Source organism: Caballeronia sp. NCF2, assembly GCF_023631205.1.
GTDB lineage: Bacteria > Pseudomonadota > Gammaproteobacteria > Burkholderiales > Burkholderiaceae > Caballeronia > Caballeronia zhejiangensis.
The window spans coordinates 358,508-377,642 of sequence record NZ_JALQDN010000054.1 but is presented as its reverse complement, the minus strand read 5'-3'; the positions used below and the strand labels follow the sequence as shown (position 1 = coordinate 377,642).

The 19,135-nt window shown below is 65.0% G+C and carries 19 protein-coding genes; 13 read left to right on the top strand and 6 right to left on the bottom strand.

Annotated elements, in window-relative coordinates; genetic code table 11:
- From NCS02_RS19380 to xylB, 5 genes are all read left to right on the top strand, one after another.
- Positions 1 to 191, top strand: a 191-nt coding sequence (locus NCS02_RS19380) for a hypothetical protein (protein ID WP_250436093.1), incomplete at its 5' end; no start/stop codon positions are given.
- Between the two features lie 50 nt (positions 192 to 241).
- Entirely contained in the window at positions 242 to 886 is a 645-nt protein-coding gene (locus NCS02_RS19375) for an SEN1982 family lipoprotein (RefSeq protein ID WP_250503120.1), read from the top strand.
- 13 nt (positions 887 to 899) lie between these two features.
- On the top strand, positions 900 to 1,940 hold the full coding sequence (locus NCS02_RS19370; RefSeq protein ID WP_250503119.1) for a LacI family DNA-binding transcriptional regulator: 1,041 nt from the start codon (positions 900 to 902) through the stop codon (positions 1,938 to 1,940).
- 104 nt (positions 1,941 to 2,044) lie between these two features.
- A complete protein-coding gene (locus tag NCS02_RS19365; protein WP_008352778.1) occupies positions 2,045 to 3,829 on the top strand; it encodes an IlvD/Edd family dehydratase in 1,785 nt (594 codons plus the stop codon).
- Between the two features lie 10 nt (positions 3,830 to 3,839).
- Positions 3,840 to 4,607, top strand: a complete 768-nt coding sequence (gene xylB / locus NCS02_RS19360; RefSeq protein WP_008352779.1) for a D-xylose 1-dehydrogenase — start codon at positions 3,840 to 3,842, stop codon at positions 4,605 to 4,607.
- A 27-nt stretch (positions 4,608 to 4,634) separates the two neighbouring features.
- On the opposite strand, the gene NCS02_RS19355 is transcribed toward xylB, so the two are convergent.
- Positions 4,635 to 4,904, bottom strand: a complete 270-nt coding sequence (locus NCS02_RS19355) for a hypothetical protein (RefSeq protein ID WP_239294385.1) — start codon at positions 4,902 to 4,904, stop codon at positions 4,635 to 4,637.
- A 330-nt stretch (positions 4,905 to 5,234) separates the two neighbouring features.
- Here NCS02_RS19355 and NCS02_RS19350 point away from each other — a divergent pair, with 330 nt between their 5' ends.
- The 8 genes from NCS02_RS19350 to NCS02_RS19315 all read left to right on the top strand — a co-directional run bounded on the left by NCS02_RS19350 (position 5,235) and on the right by NCS02_RS19315 (position 14,967).
- Positions 5,235 to 6,410, top strand: a complete 1,176-nt coding sequence (locus NCS02_RS19350) for an MBL fold metallo-hydrolase (protein WP_250503118.1) — start codon at positions 5,235 to 5,237, stop codon at positions 6,408 to 6,410.
- Positions 6,411 to 6,520: 110 nt separating this feature from the next.
- Positions 6,521 to 8,146, top strand: coding sequence for a methyl-accepting chemotaxis protein (locus tag NCS02_RS19345; protein WP_250458043.1), 1,626 nt, complete (start codon positions 6,521 to 6,523; stop codon positions 8,144 to 8,146).
- A 12-nt stretch (positions 8,147 to 8,158) separates the two neighbouring features.
- Positions 8,159 to 8,629, top strand: a complete 471-nt coding sequence (locus NCS02_RS19340; protein WP_250503117.1) for a chemotaxis protein CheW — start codon at positions 8,159 to 8,161, stop codon at positions 8,627 to 8,629.
- Positions 8,626 to 9,918, top strand: coding sequence for a CheR family methyltransferase (locus NCS02_RS19335; protein ID WP_250503116.1), 1,293 nt, complete (start codon positions 8,626 to 8,628; stop codon positions 9,916 to 9,918). The genes NCS02_RS19340 and NCS02_RS19335 overlap by 4 nt, the downstream gene beginning before the upstream one ends.
- Positions 9,915 to 10,610, top strand: coding sequence for a chemotaxis protein CheW (locus NCS02_RS19330; RefSeq protein WP_250503115.1), 696 nt, complete (start codon positions 9,915 to 9,917; stop codon positions 10,608 to 10,610). The genes NCS02_RS19335 and NCS02_RS19330 overlap by 4 nt, the downstream gene beginning before the upstream one ends.
- The gene (locus NCS02_RS19325) at positions 10,607 to 12,832 is read left to right on the top strand and encodes a hybrid sensor histidine kinase/response regulator (protein WP_250503114.1); all 2,226 of its coding nucleotides are present in this window, start codon (positions 10,607 to 10,609) and stop codon (positions 12,830 to 12,832) included. The genes NCS02_RS19330 and NCS02_RS19325 overlap by 4 nt, the downstream gene beginning before the upstream one ends.
- Positions 12,829 to 13,812 (top strand): chemotaxis response regulator protein-glutamate methylesterase, encoded by a 984-nt coding sequence (locus tag NCS02_RS19320; protein ID WP_250519930.1) that lies wholly within the window; start codon positions 12,829 to 12,831, stop codon positions 13,810 to 13,812. The genes NCS02_RS19325 and NCS02_RS19320 overlap by 4 nt, the downstream gene beginning before the upstream one ends.
- Before the next feature lie 36 nt (positions 13,813 to 13,848).
- On the top strand, positions 13,849 to 14,967 hold the full coding sequence (locus NCS02_RS19315) for a diguanylate cyclase (RefSeq protein WP_008352792.1): 1,119 nt from the start codon (positions 13,849 to 13,851) through the stop codon (positions 14,965 to 14,967).
- A gap of 68 nt (positions 14,968 to 15,035) precedes the next feature.
- Here NCS02_RS19315 and NCS02_RS19310 read toward each other — a convergent pair whose 3' ends face one another.
- The 5 genes from NCS02_RS19310 to clcA form a co-directional block, all read right to left on the bottom strand.
- Positions 15,036 to 15,197 carry a DUF1328 family protein gene (locus NCS02_RS19310; protein WP_008352793.1) on the bottom strand — a complete coding sequence of 54 codons (162 nt, stop codon included), beginning with the start codon at positions 15,195 to 15,197 and terminating at the stop codon, positions 15,036 to 15,038.
- Positions 15,198 to 15,417: 220 nt separating this feature from the next.
- The gene (locus NCS02_RS19305) at positions 15,418 to 15,585 is read right to left on the bottom strand and encodes a hypothetical protein (RefSeq protein WP_160172929.1); all 168 of its coding nucleotides are present in this window, start codon (positions 15,583 to 15,585) and stop codon (positions 15,418 to 15,420) included.
- Positions 15,586 to 15,869: 284 nt separating this feature from the next.
- On the bottom strand, positions 15,870 to 16,484 hold the full coding sequence (locus NCS02_RS19300) for a LysE family translocator (protein ID WP_250503113.1): 615 nt from the start codon (positions 16,482 to 16,484) through the stop codon (positions 15,870 to 15,872).
- A gap of 134 nt (positions 16,485 to 16,618) precedes the next feature.
- Positions 16,619 to 17,647, bottom strand: coding sequence for an aldo/keto reductase (locus tag NCS02_RS19295; protein ID WP_008352795.1), 1,029 nt, complete (start codon positions 17,645 to 17,647; stop codon positions 16,619 to 16,621).
- Between the two features lie 68 nt (positions 17,648 to 17,715).
- Positions 17,716 to 19,041 (bottom strand): H(+)/Cl(-) exchange transporter ClcA, encoded by a 1,326-nt coding sequence (gene clcA / locus NCS02_RS19290; RefSeq protein WP_250503112.1) that lies wholly within the window; start codon positions 19,039 to 19,041, stop codon positions 17,716 to 17,718.
- Positions 19,042 to 19,135 lie beyond the last annotated feature (94 nt).

Sequence of the window (19,135 nt, the reverse complement as noted above, 5' to 3'; positions counted from 1 at the left end):
GGACCGTGAAACGACTCCACGCCGATGATAGTGCGGATACCCGTGTGAAAGTAGGTAATCGTCAGGCTCCTCATGCTTCAAACAAAAACCCCACCCCAAAAGGTGGGGTTTTTGCGTTGGGGCGCGGCATTTGCATCAACGAAGTCTGTTCCGGTGCCGTTCCAACTCCGATGCGCTGCTTCAGTCGGTAGAATGGCATCGAAAGGTTGTACCCATCATGCCGACCCATCCCGGAGCGCATATGAGAACGAGCCTGTTGATTGCCGCCGTCAGCGCGACGCTGCTTTTTGCGGCGTGCGGCAAGAAGAACGATGCAAGCGAGTCCAGCCTCGGCGAAGCGATTTCCGCCGACATGAAAACGAATCGCGGCTTGCTATGCCTGAATCGCAGCGGCCGCGGCCCCTACGCGTTCCCATCGGCCTATAGCAATCGGGACCTCAACGAATATTCGGCTGCCGCGCTGCGCGAACAGCTCGCTGCGCTCGAAAAGAGCGGGCTCATCGCGCGAGCGGCCCCGACATCCGCGAACGCTAACGCCAAACAGAACGGCCTCGCGTACAGCCTTACGGGCGAAGGGCAAAAGTACGCGGTCGAAACCAACCGGCCCGCCGGCGATCCAAACGCGACGAGCGATCCGCGCGCCTGGATGCTTTGTTACGCGCACGTCAAGCTGGACAAGGTCGTGAGCTGGACCGAGCCCGATCCCACCGCTCACCGTTCCGACGTTACCTACACCTACAAGCTGGAGAGCGTGGCTCCGTGGGCCGACGATCGCGACATCAAGCGCGCTTTCCCGGAGGTAACCGCCTCAGACCGCGAAGCAGGCGCGACGAAGCTGCATGTCATCCTGGAACAGCGTGAAGACGGCTGGGTCCGCGTCGACTGAGGACCATCGCCGCATGTCCGAGCAAGACTTCGATCCTTCCGCCGGCCCGCCGCGCATGTCCGACGTCGCGCGTCTCGCCGGCGTGTCGAAGATGACCGTATCGCGCGTGCTCGCCGGACATAGCGTTGCGTTGGCGACGCGCGAACGCGTGCAGCAAGCTATCGACGAACTCGGCTACGTCGCCGATGCCGCTGCCGGCGCGTTGTCGTCCGGCCGTTCGGAATTCGTTGCCGTGCTGGTGCCGTCGCTTGCGAGCTCGAATTTCTCCGACACGGTGCGCGGTCTTTCCGCGTCGCTCGAACCGCACGGCCTGCAATTGCTGATCGGCGACACGGACTACCATCTGGATCGCGAGGAACGGCTCGTGCGCTCGATGCTGCGTCATCAGCCGCGCTGCATCGCGTTGACGGGCTCGCGTCACACCGAAGCGACGCGCGCGCTGTTGCGCCGCTCGGGCATTCCTGTCGTGGAGATGTGGGATTCGCCTTCCGATCCGATCGATGCCGCCGTCGGTTTTTCCAACGTCAGCGCCGCGCGCGCAATGGTGCGGTATCTGGCGGACGCAGGCTACCAACGCATCGGCTTCCTTGGCGGGGCGAGCGAGCTCGACCGTCGCGGTCTCGATCGTCTGAAAGGCTTTCGTGCGCAGATGAAGGCGCTCGGCCTCGACGATCGACGCATCATCCGTCTCGGCGATTCGCCCATCACGATGAGTCACGGCGGCCCGGCGATGGCCGCACTGTTCGAAGCATGGCCCGACACGCAGGCCGTGATGTGCGTGAGCGACATGTCCGCGTTCGGCGCGATAATGGAATGTCACCGGCGCGGCCTCACCGTACCGGACGATATCGCCGTCGCGGGCTTCGGCAATTTCGAGGTTGCCGCATGCTGCACGCCATCGATCACGACGGTTTCCGTCGACGCATACGGCATCGGCCTGCGCACCGGAGAGACCTTGCTCGCGGCGCTCGAAGCGCGCGATCAGGGCGTTGCTGCACCGCCGGCCAAGCGCGTGCGCGTGGCCTATTCCGTGATAGCGCGCGAAAGCGCTTAAGCCGAAGCAGTAACGCGATTGCGTGCTAACATTGATCGCGATGTTACCGGTAACACCACTATGAACACAGCGTCGAACGACTGTGAATGATGGAGAGACACCTCATGCCCCAACAGAATCCCAAGCGCCTGCGCAGCCAGGAGTGGTTCGACGATCCCTCGCACGCCGACATGACCGCGCTATACGTCGAGCGCTTCATGAATTACGGCCTGACGCGCGAGGAATTGCAATCGGGCCGCCCGATCATCGGCATTGCGCAGACCGGCAGCGATCTCGCGCCTTGCAACCGCCATCACATCGAACTGGCCGCGCGCACGAAGGCGGGCATTCGCGATGCCGGCGGCATCCCGATGGAGTTCCCCGTGCATCCGCTCGCGGAGCAGAGCAGGCGTCCGACCGCCGCGCTGGATCGCAATCTCGCATATCTCGGTCTCGTCGAAATCCTGCACGGCTTTCCGCTCGATGGCGTCGTGCTCACCACCGGATGCGACAAGACCACGCCCGCATGTCTGATGGCGGCCGCCACCGTCGACATGCCCGCGATCGTCCTCTCGGGCGGTCCGATGCTCGATGGCTGGTACGAAGGCAAGCGGGTCGGTTCGGGCACGGTGATCTGGCACGCGCGCAATCTGCTCGCGGCGGGCGAGATCGATTACGAAGGCTTCATGCGCCTGACGACCGCATCGTCGCCGTCGATCGGACATTGCAACACGATGGGCACCGCGCTCTCGATGAACAGTCTCGCCGAAGCACTCGGCATGTCCTTGCCGACGTGCGCGAGCATTCCCGCCGCGTATCGCGAGCGCGGACAGATGGCGTATGCCACGGGCAAGCGCATCGTCGACATGGTGCGTGAAGAGTTGAGGCCGTCGAAGATCATGACGCGCGAGGCGTTCATTAACGCGATCGTCGTTGCATCCGCGTTGGGTGCATCGACGAATTGCCCGCCGCACTTGATCGCGATCGCGCGGCACATGGGCATCGAACTGAGTCTCGACGACTGGCAGCGCCACGGCGAGCAAGTGCCGCTCATCGTGAACTGCATGCCCGCGGGTGAGTATCTCGGCGAGAGTTTTCATCGCTCGGGCGGAGTGCCTGCGGTCCTTAGGCAACTCGACGAGGCCGGACTCATCGCGCGCGATTGTCTGACGGTGTCGGGCCGCACGATCGGCGAGATCGCGAGCGATGCGCCCGCCGCCGACAACGAGGTCATCCGCACGGCGGACGATCCGCTGAAACACGGCGCGGGTTTCATGGTCCTGTCGGGCAATTTCTTCGATAGCGCCATCATGAAGATGTCGGTCGTCGGCGATGCGTTCAGAAAGACCTATCTGAGCGAGCCGGGCGCGGAGAACACGTTCGAAGCGCGCGCGATCGTCTTCGACGGTCCCGAGGATTACCACGCGCGCATCAACGATCCGTCGCTCGAGATCGACGAGCACTGCATTCTCGTGATTCGCGGCTGCGGCACCGTTGCGTATCCCGGCAGTGCGGAGGTCGTGAACATGGCGCCGCCCGCCGAGCTCATCAAGCGCGGCATCGATTCGCTGCCCTGCATGGGCGACGGCCGGCAAAGCGGCACGTCCGCGAGTCCGTCGATTCTGAACATGTCGCCGGAAGCGGCAATCGGCGGCGGTCTTGCGATGCTGCGCACGAACGACCGGATTCGCGTCGATCTGAACGCCCGCAGCGTGAACGTGCTGCTCGACGAAGCCGAACTCGAAAGCCGTCGCGCGCAATCGTCGTTCGCCGCGCCGGTTGCGCAGACGCCGTGGCAGGAGTTGTATCGGCAGACGGTCGGACAGTTGTCGACGGGCGGATGCCTCGAACCCGCGACGCTGTATCTGAAGGTCATCGAAACGCGCGGCAATCCGCGTCATTCACATTGAGCGAGCCGCCATGTCCTACGCCATCTATCCGAGTCTTGCGGGCAAGCGTGTTGTCGTGACGGGCGGCGGCAGCGGCATCGGCGCGGCGATCGTCGAGGCGTTCGCGAAGCAGGGCGCGCGCGTGTTTTTCATCGATGTCGCCGAGGCCGATTCGCGTCAACTCGAACAGACGCTCGCGAGCGAGCAGCATGCGCCGAAGTTCCTTCGTTGCGATTTGCGCGATGCCGGCGCGATCGAGCAAGCCTTCGATGCCATTGCGAGCGAAGCCGGTTCCATCGACGTGCTGATCAACAATGCCGCGAGCGACGACCGCCATCATTGGGACGATGTGAGCGCTGCGTACTGGGACGAGCGCATGGCCGTGAATCTGCGGCATCAGTTCTTCTGCGCGCAGGCGGCCGCGAAGCGCATGCGCGCGCAGAAGCAAGGCGCGATCGTGAACATGGGCTCGATCTCATGGCATCTCGCGCTGCCCGATCTCACGCTTTACATGACCGCGAAGGCCGCGATCGAAGGGCTCACGCGCGGCCTTGCGCGCGAACTCGGCGAGCATGGCATTCGCGTGAACACGGTGATTCCCGGCGCGGTGCGTACGCCGCGCCAGATGAAGTTGTGGCAGTCGCCGGAGAGCGAGGCGCAGCTGCTTGCGCAGCAATGTCTGCATGAGCGGATCGACCCGGAACACATCGCGCGCATGGTGCTGTTCCTCGCATCCGACGATGCGGCGCGCTGCACCGCGCGCGACTATTACGTCGATGCCGGATGGTTCGGCACCTGACGCGTCGCCCGATGCGTTACCTGATGGTTACGTCACGCGCACGTCGCGACGCCGCACCACTTTCGGCGTTGGCTTGACCGTCGGCATCGTGCCGCTTTCGATGTAGTGCTGCACGGCGTCGGCGGCTTCGTGGTAGTCGCGTTCATCGAGCCAATGCCAGACCGCAGCGAGAAAGAGGCCGAGCCCCGCGTTTCCACAATGGGCGATGACTTCAGTAATGCCCTCCGCGAGCGCTTCGTCGCGGCCTTCGGGCCGCATCGCGCTCGCGATGTGCGATGCCGCGCGGGACACCAGCATGGCGTGCATCGTATGCAATTGCGGGTTGAACGTGTTTGTTGCGTTTCTTCTTTGACTGCCACTCATGACGCCCCCGTCTCTGGCACCGGCCTGCTGCGTGCTGGGATGCGATGTCCGCATCGAAAAAGCAGCACGCGCCGCGATTGGATTTCGAAAACGCCTTGTTTCGGCGCTGGGGCAGTTGAACGCAAGAAGCGGGCCGACTCCGGCTTAGAGCGATGAATTATCTGGCCCGGCCTTGCGGGACGAGGCGCAACGCAATTTTCCGATGATCGGACCAGAGCGCGCACAGCGTGCTCTCCATGCATTCCGTACAATCGACTGCCCGCGATGCGCGCACTTCGTCAAAACATGCATCTCGTCTTCGCTTTTTGCTCCGATGTGTTCGCGCGACGTCCTCATGTCGCGTTGTGCGCGCTCGCGTTGCTCGCGGGTTGCGCATCAGGCACGCCGGCGCGCAGCCAGGAAGCTGCATCGCACGAGCCGCAGCCGCTGCATCACGCAAAACGCACTTCGTCGGGCTACGAGAACAACTATGGAACCTTGCCGCGCGAATCGTTCCTGAAGTGGCGCTGGGAGCGCTTTAAGCAAGGCTTGCCGAAGCCGCCGGCGAACGGCTATCACTTTCCGATGGCGCATCCCGACATCGCCTGGCTCAAGGCCAACCGCACCGCCGACACGCTCACCTGGATCGGTCATGCAAGCGCGCTCGTGCAGATCGACGGCGTGAACATCCTCACCGATCCGGTGTTCTCGGAACGCGCGTCGCCGTTCTCGTTCATCGGCCCGAAGCGCAAGACGCCGCCCGGCCTTACGCTCGACGAGCTGCCGCATATCGACATCGTGCTGATCTCGCACAATCACTACGATCACCTCGACAAGCCGAGCGTCGAAGCGCTCAACCGTCAGGCGGGCGGGCCGCCGCGCTTTCTCGTGCCGCTCGGCATCGAACAGTGGATGAACGCTATCGGCATAACGAATGTGGAAGAGCTCGATTGGAGCGACGAAACGCACGCGGCCGGCCTCGATATCTGGTTCGTGCCGAGCCAGCACTGGTCCGCGCGCACGCCATTCGATCGCGCGGAAACGCTGTGGGGCGGCTGGGTGGTGAAAACGCCGGCAGGCGCGGCGCGTCCGTATTCGTTTTACTTCGCGGGCGATACGGGCTACTCGCCGGACTTCCGCGATATCGCCGCGCGTTTCGGCGGCTTCGATCTCGCGCTCATTCCGATCGGCGCGTACGATCCGCGCTGGTTCATGCAGGCGCAGCACGTCGATCCCGAAGAAGCCGTGCGCATCTTCCAGGACGTGCATGCGAAAAAGGCGATCGGCATTCACTGGGGTTCGTTCGAGCTGACCGACGAACCGCTCGACGAGCCGCCGCGCCGTCTGGCCGAAGCCGTGCGCCGCGCCGGCCTGCCCGCGGACGCGTTCACCGTGCTGAAACACGGTGAAATGATTCATCTCGACACACCGGATTCAAGCGCAGCCACAATCGGCCGTTAACACGGTGTGGCAGCGCGTCTTTCACGCGCGGAAATCCATCTGCATCCGCGACGCCTCGCGTTTCTCGCGCGGCGCGCGGTCGTCCTTTTCCAGTTATAGGGCTCAAACGCGTGAAGCAACTGTCCATCCGGCATCGCATTCTGGCGAGCTTCGGCATCATCCTTACCCTGATGCTCGTCATGGCCGCATTGTCATACACGCTGCTCGGCGGAATCGATCGCGAAGCAAAGAGCCTCGAAGACGATTCGATGATCGGCTTCTCGGTCTCCAACGACCTGCGCGCGGCCTGGATCGAGAACTACACGCTGACGCAGCGGCTCGTCTTCATCGACCGCGACGAAGAGCAGATACGCCGCGACACGCAGCATCTCGCCGAAACGCGGGCGAGCATCGACAAGCTGCTGGAAACGTACGCGCCGACCATCTTCGAAGAAGACGACCGTCGCCTCTTCAACGAATTCAAGCGCCAGCGCGACCTCTACCTTCCGGTACAGGATCAGACGCTGCGAGAGCTCGCGAGTGCGAAGGACGCGGCCGTCGCGACCTTCAATACGCGTCTCACGCCGGCGTGGGAAGCGGGTCAGGCCGCGACGCGCGCGCTCGTCGAGCATAACGAAGTCTTCAACGCGAAATCGGTGCAAAGCATTCGCGGCTCGGTGCAGAAATCGGAAACGACGCTCATCGTCATCATGGTCGTGGCGATCGGGGCGGCGGCGGTGCTCGGCTTCATGCTGATGAAGGCGCTGACGGTGCCGATGCTGCGCATGGTCGACGTCGTCGACAAGATGCGTACCGGCGATCTCACGCAGCGCCTCGCGCTCGCGCGCCGCGACGAGTTCGGCACGCTGGAGGCGGGCTTCAACCGCATGACCGATGAACTCACGGGCCTCGTCGGCCAGGCGCAGAAATCGGCCGTGCAGGTGACGACGTCGGTATCGGAGATCGCCGCGACCGCGCGCGAGCAGCAGGCCACGGCGAGCGAAACGGCCGCGACGACGACGGAAATCGGCGCGACGTCGCGGGAAATTTTCGCGACCGCGCGCGATCTCGTCCGCACGATGAACGAAGTCTCGGGCGTGGCGGAGCAATCGGCGGCGCTCGCGGGCACCGGTCAGGCGGGGCTTACGCGCATGGAGGAAACCATGCGCCTCGTGATGGAAGCGGCAGGCTCGGTGAACGGCAAGCTCGCGATCCTCAACGAGAAGGCGGGCAACATCAATCAGGTCGTCGCGACCATCACGAAAGTTGCGGATCAAACCAATCTGCTTTCGCTGAACGCGGCGATCGAAGCGGAAAAGGCGGGCGAGTACGGGCGCGGCTTCGCGGTGGTCGCGACGGAAATCCGCCGCCTCGCCGATCAGACGGCGGTCGCGACGTTCGACATCGAGCAGATGGTGAAGGAGATTCAATCGGCGGTCGCGGCGGGCGTGATGGGCATGGACAAGTTCTCGGAGGAAGTGCGCCGCGGCATGCTCGACGTGCAGCAGGTAGGCGGACAGCTTTCGCAGATCATCCATCAGGTGCAGACGCTCGCGCCGCGCTTCTCGATGATCAACGAAGGCATGCAGACGCAGGCGACCGGCGCGGACCAGATTTCGCAGGCGCTCTCGCAACTCTCCGAGGCCGCGCAACAGACGGCCGAGTCGCTGCGCCAGTCGTCGCAGGCAATCGACGATCTCACGCACGTCGCGAACGGTCTGCGCACGGGTGTGTCGCGCTTCAGAATCGCCGCTTAAAGGCGCGCCGCGATGCTCTTCGTCCAGTTCACGCTCGACGCCGACCGCTATCTTCTCGACAGCGCGCAGGTCGAGCGCATGCTGCCGCTCGCGCCGCTGAAGACGCTGCCGGGCGCGCCCGCATGGGTCGCGGGCGTGCTCGACTACGAAGGCGCCAACGTGCCCGTCATCGATCTCGCGGCGCTCGCGCTCGCGCGTGCCTCGCACGAGAGAGTGTCGACGCGGCTCGCGCTCGTCGCGTATCCGCGTTGCGGCGACGACGGCGCGATAAAGCATCATCGGCTCGGTCTTCTGCTCGAACAGGCGACGCGCACCGTCACGTTCGATGCCGCTTCGTTCACCGATGCGGGCATCGACACGCCGCACGCGCGCTATCTCGGTCCGCTCGCGCGTGACGAGCGAGGCCTGCTGCAATGGGTTCGCATCGAGCATCTGTTGCCCGATGACGTGCAGACGCTGCTCTTCGCCGGGAGCGAAGCATGAGCGCGCTGCCGAGCGCCTTCGCGGACGAAGCATTCGGCGTCGGCCGCTTCATCGAGCTGTTGCATCGCACGATCGGCCTCGATGCCGAATCGATCGGCGCGAACGCCGTATCGCGCGCGGTGCGCGAACGCTTCCACCTGTGGCGCGACGAGCAAGGCGGCACGCTCGACGATTACTATCGCGCGGTGATGCAGGACGGCGCGCGCATGCAGGAGTTGATCGAAGCGGTGGTCGTGCCGGAGACGTGGTTCTTCCGCGATCCCGAAGCGTTCGCCGCCCTCGCGCGACTTGCGCGCGTGCGTCTGCATGAACGGCCCGCGAAGCCGCTGCGCGTGCTGAGCGCGCCGTGCTCGACCGGCGAGGAAGCCTATACCGTCGCGATGGCGCTGATCGAAGCGGGCATCGCTGCCGAGCGCTTCACCATCGACGCGATCGACGTGAGCGAACGCGCGCTCGCCATGGCGCGCCGCGCGCATTACCGGCGCAACGCGTTTCGCGGACGCGCGCTCGGTTTTCGCGACCGTCATTTCCGCGCGACCGATGGCGGCTGGCAGCTCGATCCCGCCGTCGCACAGAGCGTGCGCTTCTCGCAAGCGAATCTGCTGCAACTCGATACGCATGCGTTCGAGCGCTTCGATTTCATTCTGTGCCGCAACGTGCTGATCTATTTCGATCGCGATACGCAGCGCGCCGTTCTGCGCGTGCTCGATGGCTTGCTCGCAGAAGGCGGCACGCTGTTCGTCGGTCCGGCGGAGACGGGTCTTCTGATGCGCGAGGGCATGAGTTCCGCGAACATTCCGCTCGCCTTCGCGTTCAATCGGCCCGAGCGCGAGCGCGCGAACGTGTTCGATGGTGCATGGCCGAGTCCGCAGATCATCGCGAAGCCGATGAAGCCCGCGTTCGTGTTGCCCGCATGGGCGAGTGCGCCGACCGTCGTTCGTGCGATGCCGGTTGCGAAGCCGCACGCGGAACCGGCGCCGCCGGCAAGTCTTGCGCACGCGCGTCAACTCGCCGATGCCGGCCAGCTCGACACCGCTGCGAATGCCGCGCACGCGTATCTCGACGCGCATCCATCGAACGCGGATGCGTACTATCTGCTTGGCGTGATCGCCGATGCGCGTGGCGAGCATCAGGCATCGCGCGGGCATTATCGTCGTGCGTTGTATCTCGATCCCGCGCATCGCGAGGCGCTCACGCATCTCGCCGCGTGTCTCTCGCTCGACGGCGATGAAAGCGGCGCGCGTCTGCTGCTCGCGCGTGCGCAACGCGTCACGGAGCGCGCGCGATGAACGCACGCGACATCGGCGTCACGAACGATATCGACGATTGCTGGAACCGCATCGGCGTGCGCGGCGATGCGTCATGCCCGAAGCTCGAACGCTACGTGCATTGCCGCAATTGCCCGGTTCATGATGAAGCCGCAGCGCGCGTGCTGGATCGCGTGGAAGCGCGTACGTCGATCGTCGCTTCGGCGGTCGTCGAACGAGGCGACAAGCAAACCGATACGCTCTCATGTCTCGTGTTTCGCATCGGCGGCGAATGGCTCGGCTTGCCGACGAACGTCTGCGCGCAAGTGGCGCAATTGCGCCCGGTGCACTCGCTGCCGCATCGGCGCAATCGCGCGGTGCTGGGCGTCGTGAACGTGCGCGGCAGATTGATCGTGTGCGCTTCGCTGGCGCGGCTGTTCGGCATCGAAGCGGACGAAAGCGCTGCAAAAAAGGTATCGCTCGATGCCCGCGAACTCGGGCGTCTCATCGTCATGCAGTGCGGCAATGGCGATCACGAAGGACCGATCGCTTTTCCCGTCGATGCCGTCGACGGCGTGCATCGCTTCACGCAGGCGCAGCTTCAGCCGGTGCCCGCGACGCTCGCCCAGCGCCTGTCGTCGAACGCGCATGCGGTGGCCGCGTTCAGGCACGCGACCGTCGGCCTGCTCGACGCCGATCGACTCATCGACAGCCTGAACCGGAATCTCACATGACGAGCATCGATGCGGGACGTTCGTCGCTGCTCGACCTCTTTCAGGAAGAAGCGCGCGGGCAGGCGCAGATTCTTTCCGATGGCCTCATCGCGCTCGAACGTGCGCCGCGCGATCCCGTCACGCTCGAAGCGAGCATGCGCGCCGCGCATTCGCTGAAGGGCGCGGCGCGTGTCGTTGGCGTGCCGGTCGGCGTGACGCTCGCGCATGTGATGGAAGATTGTTTCGTCGCAGCGCAGGAAGGGCGCATCGTGCTCGATGCGGGTTACATCGACATGCTGTTGCGCGGTGTCGATCTGATCGTGCAGATCGGCGAGGCGCGCGATATCGATGCACAGACCGCGCTCGAACGCGAAGTCGATGCGTTCGTGGATGGCCTCAGCGCGCATATGGAAGGCGCAACATCCCAACGCGAACTTACACCGACGAAACCGTCCGAGCCAATTCCGGCACCATCGCGCACGAACGAAGCTCGCATGTTGCGCATGCGCGCGGACACGCTCGATCGTCTGCTGAGTCATTCGGGCGAATCGCTCGTCGAATCGCGGTGGCTGAAGCCGTTTTCGCAATCGATGCTGCGCGTGAAGCGCGTGCAGCACGATGCGAGCCGCGCGCTCGAACGCCTGCACGAATCGCTGACCGATTCGAACGCCGCGCAACTCGATGCACGCACACACGCCGCGCTCGACGAAGCGCGTCGTTTGACGGCGGAAGCGCATCGTCAGTTGAGCGAGCGTCTGGCTGAACTGGAAAACTACGACCGGCGTTCGACGCATCTCGCCCAGCAGATCTACGACGAAGCGCTCGCGTGCCGCATGCGTCCCTTCGTCGATGCAACGGGCCGCTTCGCGCGCATGGTGCGCGATGTCGCGCGCGGACTCGGCCGCGACGTGCGTCTCGTCATCGCGGGCGAATCGACGCAGGTCGATCGCGACATTCTCGATCTGCTCGACGCGCCGCTCGGGCATCTGTTGCGCAACGCGGTCGATCACGGCATCGAGCCGCCCTCATTGCGCCGCGCGCTCGGCAAGCCCGAAACCGGCACGATCACGCTCGAAGCGCGCCATAGCGCGGGCTCGCTTTTTATCAGCGTGTCCGACGACGGCGCGGGCGTCGATCTCGATGCGCTTCGCCGCGCGGTCGTGCGCAAGCGTCTCGCGAGCGAAGATACAGCCGCGCGCCTCACCGAAGCGGAACTGCTCGAGTTTCTCTTGCTGCCCGGCTTTTCGATGCGCGATGCCGTCACCGATGTATCCGGCCGCGGCGTCGGCCTCGATGCGGTGCAGGACATCGTGCGGCAAGTGCGCGGCAGCGTGCGCGTGACGCAGGAAACGCATGTGGGCACGCGCATCGCGCTGCAATTGCCGCTGACGTTGTCGGTGATCCGCAGCCTGATCGTCGAAGTGGCGGGCGAGCCCTACGGACTGCCGCTCGCGCATGTCGCGCGCACGCTGGTGCTGCCCGCGAGCGCCATCGACATGCTCGAAGGCCAGCAGCATTTTTCCTTCGACGGCAAGCGCATCGGCCTCGTCACCGCGCATCAGATTCTCGAAACCGCCGCGTTCGAAGCCGCGAGCGAAAGGCTCAACGTCGTCGTCATCGGACAAGGCGCGGCGAGTTACGGCATCGTCGTCGATCGCTTTCTCGGCGAGCGGATGCTCGTGGTGCAACCGCTCGACAAGCGCCTCGGCAAGGTGCGCAACATCGCGGCGGGCGCGCTGATGGAGAACGGCGATCCGCTGCTCATCGCCGATCTCGACGACTGGCTGCGTTCCGTCGAGAAGCTCGTCGGCAGCGGCGAGCTCGGGCGCGTCGGTGCCGGCGCTTCGCGTGCACGCGTGGCGAGCGCGAAGCGCGTGCTCGTCGTCGACGATTCGCTCACCGTGCGCGAACTCGAACGCAAGCTGCTCGCGTCGCGCGGCTACGACGTGTCCGTCGCGGTCGATGGCATGGACGGCTGGAACGCGGTGCGCGGCGCGGACTTCGATCTCGTCATCACCGATATCGACATGCCGCGGCTCGATGGCATCGAGCTCGTCACGCTCGTCAAGCGCGATGCGCAACTCGCCGCCCTGCCGGTGATGATCGTGTCGTACAAGGATCGCGCGGAAGATCGTCAGCGCGGCCTCGACGCGGGCGCGGACTATTACCTCGCGAAAGGCAGCTTTCACGATCAGGCGTTGATCGATGCCGTGCGCGATCTCATCGGCGAGGCGAAGACATGAAGATCGGCATCGTCAACGATGTTGCGCTGGCGGTGGAAGCGTTGCGTCGCGCGCTCGCGTCGCGGCCCGACTTCGACATCGCGTGGATCGCGCACGACGGCCAGCAGGCGATCGACTATTGCGCGGCGCACACGCCCGATGTCGTGCTGATGGATCTCGTGATGCCGAATGTCGATGGCGTGCAGGCGTCGCGGACCATCATGGCGCGTTCGCCGTGCGCGATTCTCGTCGTCACGGTCGATGTCGGCGCGAACGCATGGCGCGTCTATGAAGCGATGGGCGCGGGCGCGCTCGATGCCGTCGATACGCCCGCGCTCGCCGGCGCCGATGCGCGTCGCGGTGCGGCGGCGCTGATCGCGAAGATCGATCAGATCGGCGCGCGGCTCGCATTGTCGAGCGTTTTGCCCGCCATGAAGAGCGGCGATCGTCTCGTCGCGATAGGCGCATCGGCGGGCGGACCGTCCGCGCTCGCGACACTGCTCGGCGCGTTGCCGAAGCATTTCGCGGCGGCGCTCGTCATCGTGCAGCACGTCGATCGCGCGTTCGCCGAAGGCATGGCGCAATGGCTCGATGCGCAATCGGCGCTGCCCGTGCGTATCGCGCGTGAAGGCGACAGGCCCGCGCCCGGCGAAGTGCTGCTCGCCGCGACCAACGATCATCTGCATTTCGCCGACGCCACGCGCCTAGGCTACACCGCGCATCCGGAGCAATTGCCGTATCGCCCGTCCGTCGACGTGTTCTTTCAGAGCGTGACCGAGCGCTGGACCGGACGCGCGGTCGGCGTGCTGCTGACCGGCATGGGCCGCGACGGCGCGATCGGACTGAAGGCGATGCGCGCGAAGGGTTATCACACCATCGCGCAGGACGAGGCGACGAGCGCGGTGTACGGCATGCCGAAGGCGGCGGCCGCGCTCAACGCGGCGGCGTCGATACTGCCGCTGCCGCGCATCGCGGATGCGATCGCCAAGGCGTTCGACTGAGCTCAGCGAAGCACATCAACCAAGGACACACGTTTCATGAAAACTCCTCATCCCGATCCGCTGGCCGAGCGCGCGAAACGGGCCGCGGCCGCCGCGTCGGCGAGCATCGAGCGCGCGGGCTCGCGTGCAATCGCGGACGAGCGCGCCGTGTCCGATCTGCTCGCCGCCGCATTGAACGCGCCGCCCGCCGCCGAGTTGCCGGTGATGGTGCTGCTCGTCGACGATCAGGCGATCATCGCGGAAGCGTTGCGCCGCGCGCTCGCCGAAGAGCGCAACGTCGATCTGCATTACTGCGCGAATCCGGAAGAGGCGTTGCGCACCGCGCAGGAAACGCGGCCGACGGTGATCCTGCAGGATCTCGTGATGCCCGGCGTCGATGGCCTGACGCTCGTGCGTCAGTACCGCGAGCATCCGGCGACGCGCGATATCCCGATCATCGTGCTCTCGACGAAGGAAGAGCCGCGCATCAAGAGCGCGGCATTCGCGGCGGGCGCGAACGACTATCTCGTGAAGCTGCCCGATACCATCGAGCTCGTCGCGCGCGTGCGCTATCACTCGCGTTCGTATCAGAACCTGCTGCAACGCGACGAAGCGTATCGCGCGCTGCGTCAGTCGCAGCAGAAGCTGCTCGAAACGAATCTGGAATTGCAGCGCCTGACGCATTCGGACGGGCTGACGGGTTTGTCGAATCGCCGCCGTCTCGACGATTATCTGAACGCGGAATGGCGGCGCGCCGCTCGCGAGCATGCGTCCATCGGCTTTCTGATGATCGATGTCGATAACTTCAAGTCGTACAACGACACGTATGGCCACGTCGCCGGCGACGATGTGCTGAAGCTCGTCGCGCATACGATCGAATCGAGTCTCGCCAGTCCGACCGATCTCGCCGCGCGCTTCGGCGGCGAGGAATTCGCGGTCGTGCTGCTCTCGACATCGGCGCCGGGCTTGCGTCTGCTCGGCGAGAAAATACGCATCGCGGTCGAGGCGCTGGACGTGCCGCATGCGGGTTCGTCGAGCGGGCGCGTGACGATCAGCGTCGGCGGCGCGATACAGATGGCGATGCACGACGATGCGTCGAAGCAGCTCGTCGAAGCCGCCGATCTCGCGCTGTATCGCGCGAAGAGAGACGGGAAGAACCGGGTGATCGTCACCTGACGAAAAAACGCGCGGCCTTCGTCGAAGCCCGCGCGTTTTGCTTTACGGCGTGTGCTGCGTGAATGGCGTCATCGCCTGAACACGCCGAGCAGCAAGGTCGCCAGAAAGATCACGATAAAGATGAAGAACAGGATCTTGGCGATTTCCGCCGCGCCCGTTGCGATTCCGCCGAAGCCGAAGACGGCCGCGATGATCGCGATGATGAAGAAGATGACAGCGTAACGGAGCATGTTGCCCTCCTTGGTGGATCGGATGATCGGTTGATCGGTCGATATGCAGGCGGATCGATGCCGCCGCTTTCGCTCATCGGTTTTCCCGCGCATCGTTCAAAGCAACGGACGTGCCCAGCGCATCGCCCGCGTGCCGGAGATGCAAAAACGCCGCAATGAAAGGAACATTGCGGCGTCGCGGATCGCGCTTGCCTTCGCGCGATGTGTCCGGCTGTCGAGGCTAACGGCCTAGTGTGCGATCGGAGTCGGTTTCATCGTCGTCGTCTTCGTCGTCGACGCTGTTGAGCGCATCCGGCAGGTTGTTCTCCAGTTCATCGCGTTCGATCTGATCGGCTAGGTCGAGGGATTTGCGCGTGGCGGGACCGGACGGGCGATTGGCTCCAGACATGGCGTACTCCTTGAACAGATTTCAAAGCCGCGCCGACGATTCGGCGCGAACCAACGGACTAGCAAGGCTTGTACGCGCCGGGCTGAATAGTCCGCCTTAAAGGATCGCTTAAGGATCAGTTGAGGATCGTTCGGGCGGAAAGGTGAACAGACCGTGCTGACGATAAAGAAACGCAGTCCCAATCTTGCAAGCAGGACGGCAGATTTTGCGTGCCGGCGCGTAAGGCCAGTATGCACCGGGACGCGCGTCGAGGCAAAGACGACGCGCATGTTTCGGATCGCGCATCAAGCGAAAAAATGGGCGACGATCGGATACAGCGACAACACGAGCAAGACGGCCATCGTGATGTTGAACATGCGCAACCGGCGCGGATCCGCGAGAAAGCGGCGCAGCGACGTGCCGAACGCGGCCCACATCGTGATGCACGGCAAGCCGATCACGACGAGCACGACGGCCATCAGCGCGGCGTTCAGCGAAAGACTCGCGTGCAGGTGGATCGTGCTCGCGGCGGTGAGCACCATCATCCACGCTTTGGGATTGATCCACTGGAACGCGATCGCTTCGTGAAAGCGCATCGGGCGCGCCTTGCTGTCGCGCATCTGCACCGACGACGACGTGCCGATCTTCCACGCCAGATACAGCAGATACGCGACGCTCGCCGCTTCCAGCACCGTGTAGAGGATCGGCAGACGCTCGAACGCCTGCGCGAGCCCGAGGCCGACCGCGATCATCAGGATCGCCATGCCCGCGCTGATGCCGAGCATGTGCGGCAGCGTGCGCCTCAACCCGAAATTGACGCCCGAGGCGAGCAGCATCGTGTTGTTGGGACCGGGCGTGATGGTCGTCACCAGCGCGAACAGCGCGGCGGCTGGAAGGGCGTTCAGAAGTTCGGCGGGCATGGCGCGCTCCGCAATGAAGGATTCGATGAGCGCCAAGTGTACGGAAGGTGTCCGGTACAGTACCGGTACAGATTGTCAGGTGACTTCCTGTACGGTGTCCGGACGCGACGGGCCGTCGCGCCCAGCCAACCTCCTTACACGGGGAACGGATTGCGTTCCGCGAATCCCTGTTGATGCCAGTACGGATACGCGGGCCGCACCGCACTCGCCTCATCGAGCTTCTTCACCTGTTCCGCCGTGAGGTTCCAGCCGACCGCGCCGAGGTTCTGCCGCAGTTGCTCCTCGTTGCGCGCGCCGATCAGCACAGTCGCGACCGTGGGGCGCTGCAGCAGCCAGTTGAGCGCGATCTGCGGCACGGTCTTGCCGGTTTCCTCGGCGATGGCGTCGAGCGCATCGACGACGCGGTACAGATATTCGTCCGGCACCGGCGGCCCCATGTCGGCGGTTTTGTGCAGACGGCTCGTCGCGGGCAGCGGCTGGCCGCGCCGAATCTTGCCGGTGAGGCGTCCCCAGCCGAGCGGGCTCCAGACGATCGCGCCGACGCCCTGATCGATGCCGAGCGGCATCAGCTCCCATTCGTAATCGCGGCCGATCAGCGAGTAGTAAGTCTGATTCGCGACATAGCGCGGATAGCCGTAACGGTCGGCCACATCGAGCGATTTCTGCAAATGCCAGCCCGAGAAATTCGACACGCCCGTATAGCGGATTTTTCCGGCGCGCACGAGATCGTCGAGCGTGGAAAGCGTCTCTTCGACGGGCGTTTTCGCATCGAAGCCATGCAACTGGAACACGTCGATGTAATCCGTTTGCAGGCGTTCCAGTGCCCCGTTCACGGCCTTGATGAGATGAAAGCGCGACGAACCGACGGCGTTCGGGTCGTTGTCGTCGAAGCGGAAGGTCGCCTTGGTCGAGACGATGACCTTGTCGCGCCGGCCCTTGAGCGCCTCGCCGAGTATCGATTCCGACGTGCCGCGCGAGTAGATGTCGGCGGTGTCGAACATCGTCACGCCCGCGTCGAGGCAGATGTCGACGAGCTTGCGCGCTTCGCTCACGTCGGTCTCGCCCCACGCCTGAAAGAGTTCGCCCTTGCCGCCGAAAGTGCCGGTGCCGAAGCTCAGGACGGGAACCTTGAAGCCCGAAGCACCGAGATGTCGATATTCCATTGCGTGTCCTCGTGGATGAAGTCCATCGACGAGACTACCGCAACGGCTCGACGCATGCAGCGTCCGCGTCAGCGATGCCGCGCCGCGCGTTCGCCGAGCGAATCGTAGATCGGCGGCACGCGCAGGAGCATCGGCACGATCATCGCGGTGAAGCAGGCGGTGAGCATCGGCAGAAGCAGCGTGAAGCTCGCCGTCATTTCCGTGACGAGCACGATGCCCGTCACCGGCGCGCGCACCACCGCGACGAAGAACGCCGCCATGCCGACCACCGCGAACGTGGCGGTGTCGCCGGCGGGGTTCGCCATGCCGGGAAACCAGTCGAGACATACGCGGCCGAACACGAGGCCTGTCTGCGCGCCGAGCGCGAGCATCGGCGCGAAAAGGCCGCCTGGCGTGCCCGCCGCATACGACACCGGGCCGAGCACGAAGCGCAACGCGAACATCGCCGTCACGCTCGCGACGGTTCCCGCGCCGAGCAGCGCGCGCTCGGTGAGCGCATCGCCGCCGCCGGCGAGAGCCGGCGCGAACCACGCGAGCAGGCCGACCGCCGCGCCGACCACGGCGGCGCGCGCCGTCGCATGTTTCACCGATGCGGGCGGCGCGATCGAGTCGGCGACATCGATCGTCCAGAGAATCACGCGGCTGTACAGCGCGCCGAGCAGCCCCAGCAACAGGCCGAGCACGAGATGCGCGCCGGTCATCTCGAAGCCGGGAAACGGCTGCGCGGGCAGATGAAAGTCGGGCAGATCGCCATGCAGCAGACGCGCCATCGCGATCGCGCTCGCGGATGCGCCGAGCGCCGCGACCGCCGTGCGGGTATCGAAACGGCGCATCAGTTCTTCGAGCACGAACACTGCGCCCGCGATCGGCGCATTGAACGCCGTGGCGAGCCCCGCGCCCGCGCCGGCCGCGAGCAGCACACGGCAATCGCCGGCATTGCGCCTGAAAGACGTGCCGATGGCATGTGCGATCGATGCACCCATCTGCACGGTCGGACCTTCGCGGCCGAGCGCGAGCCCCGCGCCGATGGCGAGCACGCCGCCCACGAACTTGATCGGGATGAGCACGAGCGGCGCAGGCGGCACGCTGCCGTGCAGTACCGCTTCGACGTGTGGAATGCCGCTGCCGCTCGCCATCGGCGCGAAACGCGCGACGAGCCATGCGGCGAGCGCGGATGCCGCCGTCGCCGCGAGCACGACGAGCACGATCGCCGCATCGTGGCCCGCGTGCGCCCACGCGACGAACGCGTTGCGCCAGATATCGCCGCGTTCGAGCGCGAAGCGAAAGAGCACGCCGATCGCGCCCGTCGCCGCCCCCACGACCACCGATGCCGCCGCGAGCGGAACGAGTCCTGCGCGCTCATCGTCCTGATTGGTGACTTCGTTATCGTTCATCGCGCATGTCGCTCCGGAATCGGCATGTGCAACGAAGCGTAACATCGCGCGGCGCGGCGGGCATGGGGCTTGCAAAACGAAAGTTATTTCGCCG

Excerpts from the sequence above, each read along its gene's own strand:
- NCS02_RS19375 (WP_250503120.1), top strand. The coding sequence starts at position 242 with ATGAGAACGAGCCTGTTGATTGCCGCCGTCAGCGCGACGCTGCTTTTT.
- NCS02_RS19370 (WP_250503119.1), top strand. The coding sequence starts at position 900 with ATGTCCGAGCAAGACTTCGATCCTTCCGCCGGCCCGCCGCGCATGTCC.
- NCS02_RS19365 (WP_008352778.1), top strand. The coding sequence starts at position 2,045 with ATGCCCCAACAGAATCCCAAGCGCCTGCGCAGCCAGGAGTGGTTCGAC.
- xylB (WP_008352779.1), top strand. The coding sequence starts at position 3,840 with ATGTCCTACGCCATCTATCCGAGTCTTGCGGGCAAGCGTGTTGTCGTG.
- NCS02_RS19355 (WP_239294385.1), bottom strand. The coding sequence starts at position 4,904 with ATGCTGGTGTCCCGCGCGGCATCGCACATCGCGAGCGCGATGCGGCCC.
- NCS02_RS19350 (WP_250503118.1), top strand. The coding sequence starts at position 5,235 with ATGCGCGCACTTCGTCAAAACATGCATCTCGTCTTCGCTTTTTGCTCC.
- NCS02_RS19340 (WP_250503117.1), top strand. The coding sequence starts at position 8,159 with ATGCTCTTCGTCCAGTTCACGCTCGACGCCGACCGCTATCTTCTCGAC.
- NCS02_RS19335 (WP_250503116.1), top strand. The coding sequence starts at position 8,626 with ATGAGCGCGCTGCCGAGCGCCTTCGCGGACGAAGCATTCGGCGTCGGC.
- NCS02_RS19330 (WP_250503115.1), top strand. The coding sequence starts at position 9,915 with ATGAACGCACGCGACATCGGCGTCACGAACGATATCGACGATTGCTGG.
- NCS02_RS19325 (WP_250503114.1), top strand. The coding sequence starts at position 10,607 with ATGACGAGCATCGATGCGGGACGTTCGTCGCTGCTCGACCTCTTTCAG.
- NCS02_RS19320 (WP_250519930.1), top strand. The coding sequence starts at position 12,829 with ATGAAGATCGGCATCGTCAACGATGTTGCGCTGGCGGTGGAAGCGTTG.
- NCS02_RS19315 (WP_008352792.1), top strand. The coding sequence starts at position 13,849 with ATGAAAACTCCTCATCCCGATCCGCTGGCCGAGCGCGCGAAACGGGCC.
- NCS02_RS19310 (WP_008352793.1), bottom strand. The coding sequence starts at position 15,197 with ATGCTCCGTTACGCTGTCATCTTCTTCATCATCGCGATCATCGCGGCC.
- NCS02_RS19305 (WP_160172929.1), bottom strand. The coding sequence starts at position 15,585 with ATGTCTGGAGCCAATCGCCCGTCCGGTCCCGCCACGCGCAAATCCCTC.
- NCS02_RS19300 (WP_250503113.1), bottom strand. The coding sequence starts at position 16,484 with ATGCCCGCCGAACTTCTGAACGCCCTTCCAGCCGCCGCGCTGTTCGCG.
- NCS02_RS19295 (WP_008352795.1), bottom strand. The coding sequence starts at position 17,647 with ATGGAATATCGACATCTCGGTGCTTCGGGCTTCAAGGTTCCCGTCCTG.
- clcA (WP_250503112.1), bottom strand. The coding sequence starts at position 19,041 with ATGAACGATAACGAAGTCACCAATCAGGACGATGAGCGCGCAGGACTC.